Genomic DNA, 17,564 nt, shown 5'->3' with positions numbered 1-17,564 from the left:
TACGCCGCTTACGTATGTACGCACACCGCAGCGGTTTTCGTTGCTACGGCAACACGGTCCTGCGCTGACCTGCGAAAGACGTTTATCCACAGTTGCTGAGCAGAGGGGAGGATCTATGGCGGCGTTTGGTCTCATCATCCCGCCGACCACGGCGGTCGTTGGCGATGTCTGATCAGCGGTCTGATCAGCGGTTTGATCACCGTCCGGATACCGGCTTCGATACCGGGTTGGACCAAGACCCGGTCGCCATCGTCGGCATGGCCGTCGAAGCGCCCGGTGGTATCGATACCGCCGAGGGCTATTGGGAATTGCTGTCTCAGCAACGGGAGGGATTGTCTCCGCTTCCGGACGATCGCGGGTGGCCGATTCGCGACCTGTTGACCGGGTCTTGCCGAGACGGATTCAAGCGGATTCATGATTCCGGTGGATTTCTCACCGGCGCAACCACATTCGACCCAGCATTCTTCGGGATATCCCGGCACGAGGCCATCGCGATGGACCCACAACAACGGGTCGCGTTACGAGTCGCCTGGCGCTCCCTGCAAAGCAGTGGAATCAATCCCGACGACTTGGCCGGCCACGACGTCGGTTGCTACGTCGGCGCCTACCTGACCGGGTACGGACCGGAGATGGCTGAGTTCTCCCGCCACAGCGGTCGGCTGATCACCGGGACCGCTTCGGGCGTGATCTCCGGCCGGATCTCCTACTTGCTTGGATTGACCGGCCCGGCGCTGACGATCGACGCCTCGTGCTCGTCGGCGCTGGCGGCACTGCATGTCGCGGTGCAGTCAGTGCGAACCGGTGACTGCGATATGGCGCTGGCCGGCGGGGTCTGCGTGATGGGCTCTCCCGGATTCTTCGTCGAGTTCTCCAAACAGCACGCGCTCTCCGACGACGGCCACTGCCGTCCCTTCAGCGCGCAGGCCAGCGGAACCGTGTGGGCCGAGGGCGCGGCGATGTTTGTGTTGCAACGAAAGTCGGCCGCGCTGCGCGCCGGGCACCGAATCGTCGCCGAAGTCCGCTCCAGCGTCCTCAACCAGGACGGTCGCAGCGCGGGGCTGGCCGCCCCGTCCGGAACCGCGCAACGCCGGCTTTTGCGGCGAGCCCTGTCCCAAGCCGGCCTGGCGCCCGAACAGGTCGGAATGATCGAGGGTCACGGCACCGGCACCAAGCTCGGCGATCGCACCGAATTGCAGTCGCTGGCCGATATCTACGGCAACACCGAACCCGGCCAGGGCGCGATCTTGGGCTCGGTGAAGTCCAACTTCGGCCATGCGCAAGCCGCCGGTGGCGGGCTGGGGCTGGCCAAGATTCTGGTGTCCGCCGAGCACGGCGCCATTCCGGCGACCCTGCATGCGGCCGAAGCCAGCAAGGAAATCGATTGGGACCGCCAGGGCCTGCGGTTGGCTCAGGAACTCACGCCGTGGCCGACCGTGGACGGACAACGCATTGCCGCTGTTTCCGCGTTCGGCATCAGCGGCACCAATGCACATCTGATCGTCTCCATGGCGGAGGCTGCATGATGGCTGCACACCGCCTGCCCGATGACCGCCTTCCAGTGCTGCTCAGCGCGCATGAGCCGGACCTTATCGGTCAGGACGCCGCGGCCATCCTGAACTATCTTGAGCACCACCGCGGCGCCGAAGGCGTCACCGCGGCCGTGGCTTCGACGTTGCTGAGTACCCGCCGGGTGCGTCGCCACCGTGCGGTCATCCGGGCCGCCGAGCGTACTGAACTGGAAGCCGGCCTGCGCGCGCTGGCGGGTGGTGAACCGCATCGGCTGGTGGCCCGATCTTCGGAGAACTCGGCACCGCGCACCGCGTTCCTCTTTCCCGGTCAGGGCAACCAGTGGCCGTCGATGGGCGCCGAAGCGTATCGGCGGCTTCCGGTGTATCGCGCCGAGGCGCAGCGCTGCGCGCAGGCCTTTGCGGCGGCGGGTTTGCCGTCACCGCTGGCCTATCTGCTGGCCGATTCCGATTCCGATTCCGATTCCGGTCGGGATTCCGGTCGGGATGCCGGTCGGGATTCCGGTCGGGAGTGGTCGCAAATCCACATCCAGGGTGCGCAATTCACGCACGCCGCCAGCCTGGCGCAGCTGTGGCGATGCTGCGGCGTGCTGCCCGACATCACCGTGGGCCACAGTTTGGGTGAGGTGGCGGCGGCCTACGTGGCCGGCGCCCTCGCGCTGCCCGACGCGGTTGCCGTCGTGGCGGCCCGGGCCACCGTCGTCGGTCGGCTTCCGGGCCGATACGGCATGGCAGTACTGGGCGTGGGTGCTGAGCGCGCCGGGCAATTGATCGCCGAAACGCCGGGCTGGCTGGAGGTCTCGGTGGTCAACTCGCCCTCGTCGAGTGTGGTCTCCGGTGACCGCGACGCGGTCGCCGGCATTGTGGGCGTGGCCGAGCAGAACCGTGTTTTCGTCCGCGAGCTCGACGTCGACTTTCCGGCGCACACCAGCAAGCTCGAATCACTGCGCGCCACCTTTGCCGACCTGCTGCCCACATCGGCGTTCCTGGACGCCCCAGTGGAGTTCGCCAGCTCGGCCCGCGGTGGCGTGGTCCGGGCCGACACCGATTTCGCCGACTACTGGTACCAGAATCTGCGCAACACCGTCCGTTTCGACCACGCCGTGGCGACCGCCGCGCAGCGCGGGGCGGGCACGTTCGTCGAAATGTCGGCGGATCCGTCGCTGCTGTATGCACTCGGTGAGCTGGTCCAGGACGCGGTGCTGCTGACTTCAGGCCGCCGCGACGAGCCGTTCGTCGAGCACGTGTCCGCCAGCATCGTCGCCGCCGCCGTGGCCAATCCGGGTTACCGGTGGTCGGATCTGGCCGACGTCGGCGACCGGCAGCCGCTGTGGGGATTCCCGAGCGCACCGATGCGCGCCGTACGTCTGTGGGCCACGCCGGAACCGCTCCCGCCCGTTCCCGGCTTGGTGCCCGCCGTCTTCGGCGAGGAGTGGCAGCCGCTTGCGGTCGGCGACGTCAACCCCGCCGACCGGCCGTCCTGCGGCGTCACAATCGTGGCGCCGGTCAATTCCGATGCGGGTGATCCGGTGGTGCGCCAGCTGACCGACGCGGTCACGACGCATGACGGATGCTACTTGACGGATCCCGATGAGGCGGAGATCGCAGTCCTGGTCGCGCCGCCGCTCATGGCGCCCGACGCGGTGTCCGCCACCCAGCAATTCGCCTCGGCCGCAAGGCAACTCGACTACCGGCGAGCCGTCGGTCAGCGCTGCCGGCGGGTCTGGCTGGTGACCACCTGCGGTGAGCGGATGGATTCCGATGCGCCCGCTGCCCTGCCGGGTCAGGCCGCACTGGCCGCGATGCACCGCAGCGTCGGATTCGAATTCCCCGAGCAGACCTTCGCGCATCTCGACCTGCCCAGCCGCAGTATCGACGCGGACACCGCTCAAGCATGCGTCGACGCGTTGCTGGGAGACCAAACCGAGGTCGCCTGGCGCGACGGTTGCCTTGTCCGGACTTTGCAGGAATGTGCCGAACCCCCGGCTGAGCGGGTCCTGGATGCGGCAGCACTGGACGATGTGGTGATCACCGGGGGCAGCGGAACTATCGGACTGCGGTACGCCCGGCACTGCGTCGAAGCAGGCGCGCGACGGGTTATCCTGTTGAGCCGCAACGGCCTCAGCCAGGACGACCTGAACCGGTTGACGCACGGATATCCGGCACAGGTACACGCCCCGGCCTGCGACATCACCGACGCCGACGCGGTGTCGATGGTGGCCGAGCAGTTCGGCGGTGCGGGAGCTGCGCTGCTGATTCACACCGCCGGAACGGCCAGGTTCGCACCCCATGATCAACTCGGCGAGCAGGATCTGGCAGATGTGTTCTCGGCCAAGGTAATCGGGTTGGTCCAGATGACCGAGATTTGGCCGTTGCGGCCTGAAGCGCGAATCCTGTTGTGCTCCTCGGTATCCGGGGTGTGGGGCGGCCACGGACACGGAGCCTATGCAGCGTCCAACCGGATCCTGGATGTCTTGGCCGCCGACCTGCGGGCCCAGGGGCTCGACGCCATGGCGGTGCGGTGGGGGTTGTGGCAGGGCACCACAATCGCCGACGCCGACGAAATCGCCCGCATCGAGCGATCCGGCTTGATCGCGATGGAACCCGACGCGGCAGTTACCGCCAGCCTGCGCCGCTACGGTGGCGACCCGCTGATTCTGGCCGCCGACTTGGACCGCCTGCGGGTTTTCTTCGAAAGCCAAGGCGTGGCAGTGCCTTTCACGGTGCCCGTCGCCGAGGCAGATGACGTTTCGCCGGCCCATTCCCAGAGCACCGATCAGCGATCGGTCAGCGACCTGGTGCGGGCCGAGATTGCGGCCGCGTTCAGCCTCGACGGACCGAAGTCGGTGGACCTGAGTGCGGCGCTGGTTGACCTCGGCGCGGACTCGATGCTGGCGCTGGACCTGCGCGACCGGCTGCGCCGATGGACCGGTCAATCGGTGCCGGCGGCCCGATTGCTCGGTGGCATCACCGGCACCGAGCTGATCGACCTGCTGCAATCGGCTGCCGAGCAACCCGCCCCGAACCCCGAGAACACTGCGAAACCCGAGAGACTGGAGAGGGTGGAATCCTCGCGTGACTGATACCGACCAACGCGTGCAGCCAAGCCAGAACCGAAACGCCCGACTATCCGATGGTCAGCGCCGGATGTTGTTCGTGCAGTCGATGGATCCGGCCAGTTCGCTGCTCAACGTCTGCGCGTCCTACCGCCTGACCGGCGCGGTAGACCTCGAGCGGCTGCACCGGGCGCTGGACGCCGTGGCGCTTCGGCATCCGGTGTTGCGCACCACGTATGAGATCGACTCCCAGGGCAATTCTGCGGAGCCGCGTCCGGTGATGCACGACGATCTGCGGCCCGGTTGGAGCGAACACGACTTGTGCGAGCTGACCGAACAGGCCCGGCAGCTGCGCCTGGAAGTGTTGGCACAGCGAGAGTTTCGCCGTCCCTTCGATTTGACCGCCGATTCGCCGCTGCGGCTGGCCGCCGTGCGGCTAGGGACCGAAGAGCTGGTGCTGTTGGTGACCGCTCATCACATCGCCTGGGACGACGGATCGTGGACCCCGTTCTTCGCCGATCTGACCCGCGCCTACCGTGACGGCGACCTGGACGGCGCTCCGCTGCCGGCGGTGATCGCTACCGGCATCCGCGCCGACGATCTGGCTTACTGGCGGGCATTGCTATCGGATCTCCCTGAGCCACTGGAACTTCCAGGCCCCAGCGGGTCGGCGCTGCCCAGTACCTGGCGGGCCCAGCGGGCGTCGGTGCGGCTGCCGGCGCCTACCATCGGCCGCGCCACCGCGCTGGCCGATCGCAGCGGCACCACCACCTACGCGGTATTGCTGGCCGCGTTCTCGGCGCTACTTCATCGCTACACCCACGCCACGGACTTCCTCATCGCGGCGCCGGTGCTCAACCGCGGCGCCGGGACCGAGAGCGCGATCGGCTATTTCGGCAACACCGTGGTGGTACGTGCCCAACCGCAGCCGCGCCAGACATTTCGCGAGCTGCTGGACCAAACCCACGACGGCGTCACCGGGGCGTTCGCCCACCAGCGCGTCAATCTGGACTGGCTGGTGAACGAATCAAACTCCGACCACGACCACGGCGCCGAACGGATGACCCGGGTGAGCTTCGGGCTGCGCGAATCCGACGGCGCCGGCTTCAACCCACCCGCTGTCGAGTGCCGGCGCGGCGAGCTGCGAGGCCAGTTCAGCCAGCTGCCGCTGAGCTTCATGGTGGAGCTGGCGCCGGCCGGCGGCGACGGGCTGGTCGAAGCCGAGTATCTCGGCGAGGTGCTGGACCGTCAGCTGGCCCACCAGTTCCTCGGCCATTTCCTCACCCTGCTCGACAGCGCCCTGGCCGACCCGGACGCCGTCCTGGAGCGGCTGGCGCTGTTCGGTGCGGACGAGTCGGAATGGCTGCGTGAAACGGCAACCGGCGAACAGTTTTCGACGCCCGCCACCACATTGCCGGCGTTGGTGGCCGAGCGCGCGGCGTCTTCGCCCGACGCCGTAGCCGTCGTCTCCGAAGGCCGCCAGTACAACTACCGTGAACTCAACGAAGAAGCAAACCGATTGGCGCACTGGCTGATCGACCAGGGAGTCGGCAGCGAGGACCGTGTCGCCGTGCTGCTGGACAAATCTCCCGGACTCGTCATAACAGCGCTGGGCGTGCTCAAGGCCGGCGCCGTCTATCTGCCCGTCGACCCGACCTATCCCGACGACCGGCTGGCCTACATCCTCAAGGACGCCGAGGCCAAACTCGTACTGCGCGAACCGGTTACGGATCTCTCGGGCTACTCGTCCGCCGACCCAGAAGCCGACGAACTGATCCGGCCGCTGCGGCCCGACAACACCGCGTATGTGATCTACACGTCGGGGTCCACCGGGCTGCCCAAGGGCGTGCCGGTGCCGCATGCGCCGGTCGCCGAGTACTTCGTCTGGTTCGGCGACGAGTACCAGGTCGACGAGACCGACCGGTTGCTGCAAGTGGCCTCGCCGGGATTCGACGTCTCCATCGCCGAAATCTTCGGGCTGCTGATCTGTGGCGGCCGGCTGGTGATTCCGCGGCCCGACGGGCTGCGCGATATCGGCTATCTGACCGATCTGCTGCAGCGTGAGGGCATCACCTCGATGCACTTCGTCCCCTCGCTACTGGGCCTGTTCTTGTCGCTGCCCGGTGTCAGCCGATGGCGCACCCTGCGCCGGGTACCCATCGGTGGCGAGCCGCTGCCGGGCGAGATCGCCGACAAGTTCCACACCACCTTCGATGCGCTGCTGTACAACTTCTACGGCCCCACCGAGACCGTCATCAACACCACCAGCTACCAGGTGGAAGGCACCCAGGGCACCAGGATCGTGCCGATCGGGCGGCCCAAGATCAACACCCAGGTATATGTGCTCGACGATGCGCTGCAGCCGGTGCCGGCCGGCGTCATCGGCGAAATCTACATCGGCGGAACCCATGTCGCGCACGGTTACCATCGCCGGCCGGCGCTCACCGCCGAACGCTTTGTGGCCGACCCGTTCACTTCCGGCGGGCGGTTGTACCGGTCGGGAGACCTGGCGCGCCGCAACACCGACGGCGACATCGAATTCGTCGGCCGCGCCGACGAACAGGTGAAGATTCGCGGCTTCCGCATCGAGCTCGGTGAGATCGCCGCGGCAATCTCGGTCGACCCCAGCGTCGGGCAGGCCGTCGTGATCGCCGCGGATCTGCCGCAGCTGGGCAAAAGCCTGGTCGGCTACATCACCGCGGCCGACGGCGGCACCGAAACCGTTGACCTGGAACGTATCCAGGCCCGAGTCGCCGCCGCGCTGCCCGACTACATGACTCCGGCGGCCTATGTCGTCCTCGACGAGATTCCGATAACCGCGCACGGCAAGATCGACCGGAACGCTCTCCCCCAGCCCGAGATCGCTTCCACGGCCGAATATCGCGAGCCCACCACCGACAACGAACGCCACATCGCCCAACTGTTCACCGACCTGCTGGGGCACCCCAGGGTCGGTGTGGACGACTCGTTCTTCGACTTGGGCGGGCATTCGCTGGCCGCGACCAAGCTGGTAGCCGCGATCCGATCCGGGTGCGGCGTGGAACTCGGAATCCGCGATGTGTTCGAGCTCTCGACGGTGGGGCGCCTCGCCGAACGGGTCGACGAACTGGCATCCGACCCAGATATGCCCAAGCGGCCCAAGCTGGTCGAGATCCCGCACGACGGGCCGCTGCCAGTATCGGCCGCGCAATTGCGCACCTGGTTCGCCTACCAGATCGAGGGCCCCAGCGAAGTCAACAACATACCGTTCGCGGCCCGGTTGAGTGGGCCGTGCGACGTCGACGCCCTCGTCGCCGCCGTCGGCGATGTGGTGAGCCGGCATGAAATCCTGCGCACCACCTACACCGAAATCGACGGTGTGCCACACCAAGTCGTGCACCCCGCCGCCGAGATACCGGTGCGGCAGGCGACCGGCTCGGGCGAAGCGTGGTTGCAGCAGCAGCTGGACACCGAGCGCGGCTACCGCTTCGAGCTGGACCGTGACTGGCCGGTGCGCGCCGCGGTGCTGCACACCGGTGACGAGCACGTGCTGTCACTGGTGGTGCATCACATCGCCATCGACCATTGGTCGGGCGGAGTGCTGTTCGCCGACCTGCTCACTGCCTACCGCGCCCGGCACACCGGCCAACAGCCGGCCTGGGCGCCGCTGCCGCTGCAATACGCCGACTACGCGGCCTGGCAGGGCGAATTGCTGGCCGAAACGGACCAGGCCAGCATCGCGGGCGTGCAACGCGACTACTGGACGCGGCAGCTGGAGGGAATACCAGAGGACACCGGGCTGCGGCCGGATCTGCCGCGGCAGCCGGTGCCCAGCGGGGCCGGTGACTCCGTCGAATTCAGCATCGACGGGCAGACCCGCACCAAGCTCGCCGACGTGTGCCGCCAGCTCGGCATCACCGAGTTCATGTTGTTGCAGACGGCGGTCGCGGTCGTGCTGCACAAAGCCGGTGGCGGCGTGGATATTCCGTTGGGTACACCGATCGCGGCGCGCGCTGAACCCGAACTCGACCAGCTGATCGGCTTTTTCATCAACATCCTGGTGTTACGCAACGACCTCACCGGCAACCCGACGCTGCGCGAAGTGCTGGGCCGCGCCCGGGAAACCGCACTGGCCGCCTACACGCATCAGGATCTGCCCTTCGACCGGGTGGTGGACGCGGTCAACCCGGTGCGCACGCTGTCGCGCAACCCGCTGTTTCAGGTCGTCGTGCACGTTCGGGACCACCTGCCCGCCGAACGCGTCGTCGACAGCGGCCCGGCCGGCGACACGCTGTTCACCGCGCTGGAGCCGACATTCGATATCGCGCACGCCGACCTCAGCGTCAACTTCTTCGCCAACGAGACCGGCTACAGCGGCAATATCCTTTTCCGTACCGAGCTGTATCACCGCAGCACGATCGAACGGCTGGCCGGCTGGCTGGGCCAGGTCATCAATGCGTTCGCCGGTGACGTCGACCAGACACTGCGCAACGTCCAATTGCTCGATGACGAAGAGCGGCAACGCATCCTGACTTTCAGCCGTGGTCCCGAGCCGCCGGCCGAACGCCCGCTCACCATTGCCGCGCTGCTGGAGCCGAGCCGGCAATGGGGCGCCGACCGCATCGCGCTGCGCTGCGGCGACCAGCAGATCGATTACCCTGCGCTGCACCGGCGTTCGGATGCCTTCGCCCAGCTGCTCGCCGATCACGGCGTCGGGCCCGGATCGCTGGTGGGCCTGTCGACACGGCGCGGGATCGACATGGTGGTAGCACTGGTCGGCATCATGAAGGCCGGGGCCGGCTTCTTCCCGCTCGATCCCGGCTATCCCCTGGCCCGCAAACAGCTGATGCTCGACGATGTCCGGCCGCAAGTCGTCGTGGTAACCGGCGATGCCGTCGACACCATGCCGGATTCGCCCGGGGTGACGTTCATTTCGCTGGACGAGCCCAAAGTGCAAGAGGCCCTGGATGTTCCGGCGGCAAGCTCGCACCGATTGCCCGCCGCGCATCCCGACGACCCCATGTATCTGGTGTTCACCTCCGGATCGACCGGCACACCCAAAGGTGTGCTGGGCACCCACCGGGCCATGACGAGCCGGTTGAACTGGCAGGTCTGGAATTATCCGGTGGCGGGCGCAGACACCGAAGACATCCGGCTGGCGCAGGCGTCCTGGACCTTCCTGGAGGGCTGCATGGAGACGCTGGGCGGCCTGGCCGCCGGCGCCACCACGATCCTGGCCGACGACGCCGAGCACCGGGACCCCGAAGCCCTGGCAGCGCTGATCCAGCGTCACTCGGTGGCTCAGGTGACGGCGGTTCCCAGCCTGGTCTCGACGATCGTCGACGCCTGGCCGGAGTCGCTGCGCTCGCTGACCCGGCTGGTGTGCGGAGCCGAACCGATGACGGTGTCCCTGCAGGAGCGGCTGCTGGACGCATGTGGCGGCCCGCACGGACCCGAGCTACTGAACAACTTCGGCGCCACCGAGACGTCCGGCGCACTCGTCCGCGGTCCGCTGACCCCACCGGTTCCGATTCTGGGCACCCCGATGCCCGACTCGCAGGTCTACCTGCTCGACGACGCGCTCAAACCCGTCCCGGTCGGTGTGGTCGGCGAGTTGTACTACGCGGGCGGCCAATTGGTGCGGGGATACTGGAAGCGCCCCGGCCTTACGGCGTCGCGATTCGTGCCCAACCCGTATGCCCAGGAACCGGGCGCACGGTTCTACCGCAGCGGCGACCGGGCCCGCTGGACCGAGGACGGCCGGCTTGAGTTCGTCGGCCGCGCCGACCATCAGGTGAAGGTACGTGGCTTCCGCGTCGAACTCGGCGAAGTGGAGGCCGCGCTGAAGGCGGCCGACGACGTGGCCGCGGTGGCTGCGCGAACGTGGGACCTGCAGGGCAGTACCACGTTGGCCGGGTATGTGGTGCCACACCGGCCGGCCGCCGACGATGCCGCCAAGGCGACATTCGCCTCCGCGGTGCGCGCCGAAGTCGCCGGCGTCCTGCCCGGATACATGATGCCGTCGTCCATCACCGTGCTCGACGAGATGCCGAAAACCGAGTCGGGCAAGCTGAACCGGCCCGGGCTGCCGCGGCCGGCCGTCGCCACGACGGGTCACGCGGATCCGCCGCAAACCGGCACCGAATGCGCGCTGGCAACGGTTTTCGCCGAGCTGCTCGCGACGCCGGAGGTGGGCCGCTTCGACGACTTCTTTGCGCTGGGCGGCGACAGCATCCTGTCGGTGCAGCTGGCGGCCCGAGCGCGCGCCGCCGGCCTCACGGTCAGCCCGCGGATGGTGTTCGAGAACCCGACCGTGCAGCGGTTGGCCGCCGCCGCCGAGTCCGCCGGCCCCGATGCCGACGGGGCCGAACCGGATACCCACCACAAACCGATGACCACTTCCGGTCTGTCCGAACAGGATCTGGCCGCGGTGACCCAGAGTTGGGGTGCGTCCGGGATAGGCGGCACGCCGTGACCGCCACCGAAACCGGAACACCACCGGCCATCGAGGACGTGATGGCGCTCAGCCCGCTGCAGGAGGGGCTCTATTCGCTCACCACTTTGTCGGAGTTCAGCGAGGACGACCCGTACCTGATCGGGATCACCGCCGACATCTCAGGTGAGCTCGACGTCGAGCTGCTCAAGGATTGCGCGGGGAAGATGCTGGCGCGGCACCCGAATCTGCGGGCCAGCTTCGTCAGCCGCGACATCGCACGTCCGGTGCAGATAGTGCCGTCGCGAGTCGAGCTGCCCTGGCGGCAGGTCACCGCCGCGCCTGGAGATGTCGAACGCCTCGAAACCGCGGAGCGATGCCGGCCGTTCGATCTGGAGCGGATTCCGGCGATCCGCTTTTTGCTCATCGAATTGCCGGACGCACGTTGGCATTTGGTGATCAGCGCGCATCACATCGTGATCGACGGCTGGTCGCTGCCGGTATTCGCCGCAGAGATGATCGCCCTGTACGGGGCCGGCGGCAACGTCGAGGCACTGGCCGCTGAGCCGCGTCCCTACCGGGATTACATCGGCTGGCTGGCCGGTCGTGATCACGATGCCAGTGAGCAGGTGTGGCGCGAACACCTCGCCGGGCTACCGGGCCCTACCCTGCTCTCCTCCGCGATGAGCACCGAAGCCCCGGGCACCGGCCTACCGCGACGCACCGAATTGCGCTTCGACTCCGGTACCACCGCGCGCCTTTCCGAAGGCGCCCGGTCCCGGGGCATCACCGTCAACACGGTGCTGCAGATGGCCTGGGCGCTGGTGTTGTCGCGGCTGACCGACCGCGACGATGTGGTGTTCGGTGTCACGGTATCCGGGCGTCCACCGGAGCTGACCGGTGTGGAAACCATGATCGGCCTGTTCATCAACACCGTGCCGCTGCGGGTGCGACTCGACCCCGACGCCGACGTCGGTACGCAATGCCTTGGGGTGCAACGGGATGCGGCGATACTGCGCGATCACGGCTATCTCGGCCATGCGCAGCTGCGGGCACTGGGCGGGGTCGGCGAGATGTTCGACACCCTGCTGGTCTACGAGAACTTCCCGACCGCCGGGCTGGTCGACGGTGGTGAATTGACCGCCGGCGGTGCGACGTTCCGGCCGTCCGGCCTGGAAAGTGTGTCGCACTTCCCCGTCGCGCTGGCTGCCCACATGGCCGACGGTGAGCTGGTCATGTTGGTGGAAGTCCTCGCCGGTGCGCTGGGTGCGACGACCGGCGAGACGCTCGGGCGCCGGGTGCTGGCCACCGCCGAGCGGCTGTTGTCGGGGTGGGAGCGGCCACTGCGCGAAGTCAGTGTGCTGTTCGACGACGAGGCGCAGCCGCTGCGGTGTGCGGCCGCGCCGCCGTCGCGGCAGGCGACCGGGTTCCACACCCGGTTTGCCGCAGTGGCCGCGGCCCATCCCGACCACGCCGCGCTCAGCTGGGCGGACGGGTCGATGAGCTACCGCGAACTGGACGCGTCCGCCAACCAGGTGGCCGCCCTGCTCAATACGCACGGGGTGGCGCCGGAAGCGCCCGTGGCGATTCGGCTTTCGCGCGGCCCACAGTATGTCGTCGCGATGCTCGGGGTACTCAAGGCCGGCGCCGTGTGCGTGCCGCTGGAACCGGGGATGCCGCCCGAACGGGTGGAGTCGATCCTGCGCCAGACCGGCGCCGGTGTCATCGTGGACGAGGACATGTTGTCCGCGGCAATCGACCAGCGCGGCGACGATTGCCGCACCGCCGACGTGGACCCGCAGCAAGCCGCCTACGTGGTCTTCACCTCCGGCACGACCGGAGAACCCAAGGGCGTCATCGGAACTCACGCCGCGCTGGGCGCCTATGCCGACGACCACATCGACGGCGTACTACGTCCGGGTGCGGCCCGGCTGGGACGCCCGCTGACCGTGGCGCATGTCTGGTCCTTCGCGTTCGACGCCGCCTGGCAGCCGCTGGCCGCGCTGCTCGACGGTCACACCGTTCATGTCGTCGACGAACACACCCAGCGTGATGCCGAAGCCCTGGTGCGCACCATCGGCGAACATCGCATCGACCTGATCGACACCACTCCGTCGATGTTCGCCCAGCTGCGAGCCTTCGGATTACTCACCGACGTGCCGTTGGCGGTGCTCGCGCTGGGCGGTGAAGCCATCGGCCCGCCGGCCTGGCGGGCGATCCGCGACGAGTGCCGCCGCAGCGGCATGCTGGCATTCAACTGCTACGGCCCCACCGAGACCACTGTCGAGGCGGTGCTGGCGCCGATCGCCGAGCATGACGCGCCGACGATCGGGCGCCCGACCCAGCAGACCCGCGGCTATGTGCTGGATTCCGCGCTGCGCCCAGTCCCCGTCGGCGTGCCCGGTGAATTGTATTTGGCCGGAGCCCAATTGGCCCGCGGCTACCTCGGGCGCTCCGGCGAGACGTCGCATCGGTTCGTCGCCGATCCGGTCGCGCCCGGCGAACGCATGTACCGCACCGGTGATGTGGTGCGCCGCCAGCCGGACGGCGCGCTGCAATATCTCGGGCGCGCCGACGCCCAGGTGAAGATCCGCGGCTACCGCGTGGAACCGGGTGAGATCGCCGCCGCGCTGCAAGCCCATCCCGAAGTGGGCAACGCCCACGTCCTGGTGAGCGAGCAACACCGGCTGACCGCCTACGCGTCGACCGTCAACGGCTCCGCGCCCACCGCCGACCAGCTCCGGGGCATGCTCGGTGCGCGGCTGCCGCGCTACATGGTTCCGCAGCGCATCGTGGTTGTGGATGACATCCCGTTGACCGCCAACGGCAAACTGGACGAGGCCGCCCTGGCTGCACTCGATTCCACCGTCGAGGTGGCAGCCACCCCCGAAACGGCGACCGAAGCCGCACTGGCCGAATTGCTTTCGGAGTTGCTGCAGCTTCCGGCGATCGACATGACCACAGATTTCCTGCAGCTGGGGCTGGACAGCATCGTGGCCCTCTCGGTGGTGCAGGCCGCACGCCGGCGCGGTATTCCGTTGCGTGCGCGACTCATCCTCGAGTGCGGCACCGTCCGTGAACTCGCCGCGGCAATCGACGCCGAAGCTTCCGAGGTGACCCACGAAGCCGAGGATGAGACCACTCCAATCCCGTTGCTGCCCAACGCGCTTTGGCTGTACGAATACGGGGAGCCGCGACGGCTGACGCAGGTCGAGGCGATCCGGCTGCCCGAGGCCATCACCGGCGACCAGGTGCGGACCGCGCTTCGCAGCGTGGTCGACGGCCACCAGGTGCTGCGCACCCGCCTGGACCGCGCCGCCATGACCTTGGTACCCGTCCCGGCCACCGACGTCCTGACCGAGGTGACTCCGACGGGCGATCTTGAGACGGGCGATCTTAGGGCGGCCGTCACCGAACACGCGAACCAAGCGGTGGAAAGCCTTGACCCCGAACGGGGCCGGCTGCTGGCAGCGGTGTGGCTACGACCGGGCAATGTCCTGGTGCTGGCCGCGCATGTGCTGGCGATGGATCCGGCGTCGTGGCGGGTGGTGCTCGGCGAACTTGACGCCGCCCTGCATGCGCTGGCCGACGGGCGCTCACCCGCGCCGATTCACGAGCACACCGGCTTCCGCCGCTGGGCCCAGGCTCTGGCCCAGCGCGCCGAAACACTTGACACCACATCGTTTTGGCTCGACCAGCTGCGCGGCGACGACCCGGATCTGGGAGCCCGGCGGCTGCGGCCCGGTCGTGACCGGGCCGCAGATCTGATCGTCCGCCCCGCGCTAAGCGACACGGAAGTCACCGGCCGGCTGCTGAAGTCGGGCCTGCCGATGTTTGACCTGCTGGCGGCGGCGGCGGCGCGGACGGTGACCCGGTGGCGTCAGGATCGCGGTCAGCCGACGCCGCCACCGCTGCTGGCGCTGGAAACCCACGGCCGCGCCGACACCGTGGTCGACGGCGCCGACACCACCGACACCGTCGGCCTGCTGAGCGGCATCTATCCGCTGCGCGTGGACACTGCGGACCCGCACCGGGTCGCGGCGCGGTTGACCGCGATTCCCGGTGCCGGAATCGACTTCGGCCTGCTGCGCTACCTGCGCGCCGACACGGCGCGCCAACTCGGCGAATGTCCCGGGCCGCAACTGTTGGTCAACTATTTGGGCCGCGGCGACGTCGGCGACGCCGGGTTGGCGCTGGACCGCGAACTGCTCAGCGGACTGCCGCCGCTGCCCGAGCCCGGCCTGGCGGTGCGTCACGAACTCACCATCATGGCCGCGCTGTTGGGCACCGGTGACGAACAAGTCTTGCTGACCCAGTGGCGGGCGCTGCCCGACATCCTCGACGAATCCGATCTCACTGCGCTGCAAGCGCTTTGGAACGAAGCTCTATTGGAGATGGTGGCATGAGCACACTCGCGGTAGTGGGGGCCGGCGCCAAGGCGGTGGCCGTCGCGGCCAAGGCATCGGTGTTGCGGGCGATGGGCGTCGAGACATTCGACGTCGTCGCCGTCGAACGGACCGGGGTGGCCGCCAACTGGCAGGCCAGCGGCGGCTGGACCGACGGCGCGCAAAACCTTGGCACCAGCCCGGAAAAAGACGTCGGATTCCCGTATCGCTCGTCGCTGGTCCCGCGCCGCAACGCCGAACTTGACGAGCGGATGACGTGCCACAGCTGGCAGGCGTACCTGATCGCCACCGGCCAATTCGCCCAGTGGATCGACCGCGGTCGCCCGGCGCCTACGCACCGCCGGTGGGGACAGTACCTGCGCTGGGTCGCCGAGCGCATCGACATGTCGGTGGTCTACGGCGCCGTCGAGCGGGTCTCCGTCGACGGCCGGCGCTGGGCACTGCACACACCCGAGCGCACCGTGCACGCCGACGCCTTGATGATCACCGGGCCGGGCCAAGCCGAACGGACGCTGCTGCCGGGCCATCCACGGGTGCTCTCGATCGCCCAGTTCTGGCACCGCGCCGCCGAGCACGACCGGATCACCGCCGAGCGGGTGGCAATGGTCGGCGGCGGCGAGACGGCCGCGGCCATGCTCAATGAGCTGTTCCAGCACAAGATTTCGACGATTACCGTCATCTCGCCCCAGGTCACGCTGTTCACTCGCGGCGAGGGTTACTTCGAGAACTCGCTGTTCTCCGACCCGTCGGAATGGACCGCGCTGACGCTGGCCGAACGTCGGGGCGCTATCGCACGGACCGACCGTGGTGTGTTCTCGTCCACCGTGCAAGACGCGCTGATGGCCGACGACCGAATCCGGCATCTGCGCGGACGGGTTGCTCATGCCGTCGCACGCGACGACCAGATTCGGCTCACGTTGAGCACCAACCGGGGCAGCGAAGATTTCGAGACCGCCCATGGCTTCGATCTCGTCATCGACGGATCGGGTCTGGATGCGTTGTGGTTTACCACGCTGTTCAGCCAGGACGCGCTCGACCTGCTCGAGCTGGGCCTGGGCGGCCCGATGAGTGGGGACCGCTTACAGGAAGCGATCGGCCACGACTTGGCCGTCAACGACGTCACACCAAAACTGTTTCTGCCTGGGCTCGCCGGGCTGAATCAAGGGCCCGGGTTCCCCAATCTCAGCTGCCTGGGCCTGCTTTCCGACCGGGTACTGGGGGCCGCGTTATCCCGCGCGTCATCGCCCGCCTCATCCCACGCCAATGGTTCGACAAGGAGAAATGATGAGCACCAATCCCTTCGATGACGAGACCGGCACGTTCATCGTGCTGATCAACGGCGAGGATCAGCACAGCCTCTGGCCGAGCTTCGCCGACATCCCGGCCGGCTGGCGTCAGGTCTACGGCGAAGCGGCCCGGGCTGATTGCCTGCAGTATGTCGAAGAACACTGGCCCGATATGCGGCCGAAAGCGCTTCGCGAGGCCCGGAACTCACGGGGTTCGACATGAGCGAAACCGATGTGATCCTGCCGCGGGAATTGACCGATCTTTCCGACGAAGTCCGTAATGTCCCGGCGCCCCCAGCCAATCCTGAAGTGCCCGAGCCGTATTCGTTTCGGTTGGCCGACCCCGACGCCGACGCCGAGATGATCGCCGAATGGATGAACCGTCCACACCTTGCCGAAGCGTGGGAGTACGCCTGGCCCGTATCGCGGTGGGAACGCTACCTGCGCGCCCAGATCGACGGTTGCTATTCGCGCCCCTTCCTCGGCAGCGAGGGCGGCAGGGAGCGCGCTTACGTCGAATTATACTGGGCTGCTAAGGATTCCATTGCCGACCGGTACGACTGCGACACATACGATCTGGGCATACACGCCGCGATGCCGGATCTGGAATACATGAATAAGGGAGTCGCCCAGCTGGTGCTGCCACACTTCGTCGCGAGCGTGCTCAATGCCGAAACGCGTTGCCGCCGAATCATGTTCGATCCGGACCATCGCAACACGATGGCCCGCCGATTCTGCGAGAGCGCCGGCTGTGTTTTTCTCGGCGAACACGACATGGCCAACCGCCGGATGGCGCTGTACGCATTGCCCCGCTCGCCCGAGGATGCTCCCAGGCCGGCTGGGGCCTGCGACTGAGCAGGTGGACACGCGAAGCGATG

The 17,564-nt window shown here is 67.8% G+C and carries 7 protein-coding genes; all 7 read left to right on the top strand.

Annotation, left to right across the window (positions count from 1 at the left end; translation table 11 throughout):
- Positions 1 to 227: 227 nt before the first annotated feature.
- The 7 genes from BST12_RS06825 to BST12_RS06800 are packed head-to-tail and all read left to right on the top strand — an operon-like array spanning position 228 to position 17,541.
- Complete coding sequence (locus BST12_RS06825) at positions 228 to 1,523, top strand: beta-ketoacyl [acyl carrier protein] synthase domain-containing protein (RefSeq protein ID WP_281254691.1); 1,296 nt, start codon at positions 228 to 230, stop codon at positions 1,521 to 1,523.
- Complete coding sequence (gene mbtD / locus BST12_RS30640) at positions 1,523 to 4,609, top strand: mycobactin polyketide synthase MbtD (protein ID WP_139801520.1); 3,087 nt, start codon at positions 1,523 to 1,525, stop codon at positions 4,607 to 4,609. Before BST12_RS06825 ends, mbtD begins: the two co-directional genes overlap by 1 nt.
- A complete protein-coding gene (locus BST12_RS06820; protein ID WP_245850108.1) occupies positions 4,602 to 11,036 on the top strand; it encodes a non-ribosomal peptide synthetase in 6,435 nt (2,144 codons plus the stop codon). Before mbtD ends, BST12_RS06820 begins: the two co-directional genes overlap by 8 nt.
- Positions 11,033 to 15,400, top strand: coding sequence for a non-ribosomal peptide synthetase (locus BST12_RS06815; protein ID WP_083112339.1), 4,368 nt, complete (start codon positions 11,033 to 11,035; stop codon positions 15,398 to 15,400). Before BST12_RS06820 ends, BST12_RS06815 begins: the two co-directional genes overlap by 4 nt.
- Positions 15,397 to 16,707, top strand: coding sequence for an NADPH-dependent L-lysine N(6)-monooxygenase MbtG (gene mbtG, locus BST12_RS06810; protein WP_083112337.1), 1,311 nt, complete (start codon positions 15,397 to 15,399; stop codon positions 16,705 to 16,707). The genes BST12_RS06815 and mbtG overlap by 4 nt, the downstream gene beginning before the upstream one ends.
- The gene (locus BST12_RS06805; protein WP_083112335.1) at positions 16,685 to 16,909 is read left to right on the top strand and encodes an MbtH family protein; all 225 of its coding nucleotides are present in this window, start codon (positions 16,685 to 16,687) and stop codon (positions 16,907 to 16,909) included. Before mbtG ends, BST12_RS06805 begins: the two co-directional genes overlap by 23 nt.
- On the top strand, positions 16,906 to 17,541 hold the full coding sequence (locus tag BST12_RS06800) for a GNAT family N-acetyltransferase (RefSeq protein ID WP_083112334.1): 636 nt from the start codon (positions 16,906 to 16,908) through the stop codon (positions 17,539 to 17,541). Before BST12_RS06805 ends, BST12_RS06800 begins: the two co-directional genes overlap by 4 nt.
- Positions 17,542 to 17,564 lie beyond the last annotated feature (23 nt).

Origin of the sequence: Mycobacterium angelicum, assembly GCF_002086155.1 — a bacterium.
GTDB classification, from domain to species: Bacteria; Actinomycetota; Actinomycetes; order Mycobacteriales; family Mycobacteriaceae; genus Mycobacterium; species Mycobacterium angelicum.
This window is presented reverse-complemented; position numbering and strand designations above follow the sequence as displayed.

What these genes read in the sequence shown, in the direction of transcription:
- mbtD (WP_139801520.1), top strand. Translation starts at nt 1,523, where the DNA reads ATGGCTGCACACCGCCTGCCCGATGACCGCCTTCCAGTGCTGCTCAGC.
- mbtG (WP_083112337.1), top strand. Translation starts at nt 15,397, where the DNA reads ATGAGCACACTCGCGGTAGTGGGGGCCGGCGCCAAGGCGGTGGCCGTC.
- BST12_RS06805 (WP_083112335.1), top strand. Translation starts at nt 16,685, where the DNA reads ATGAGCACCAATCCCTTCGATGACGAGACCGGCACGTTCATCGTGCTG.
- BST12_RS06800 (WP_083112334.1), top strand. Translation starts at nt 16,906, where the DNA reads ATGAGCGAAACCGATGTGATCCTGCCGCGGGAATTGACCGATCTTTCC.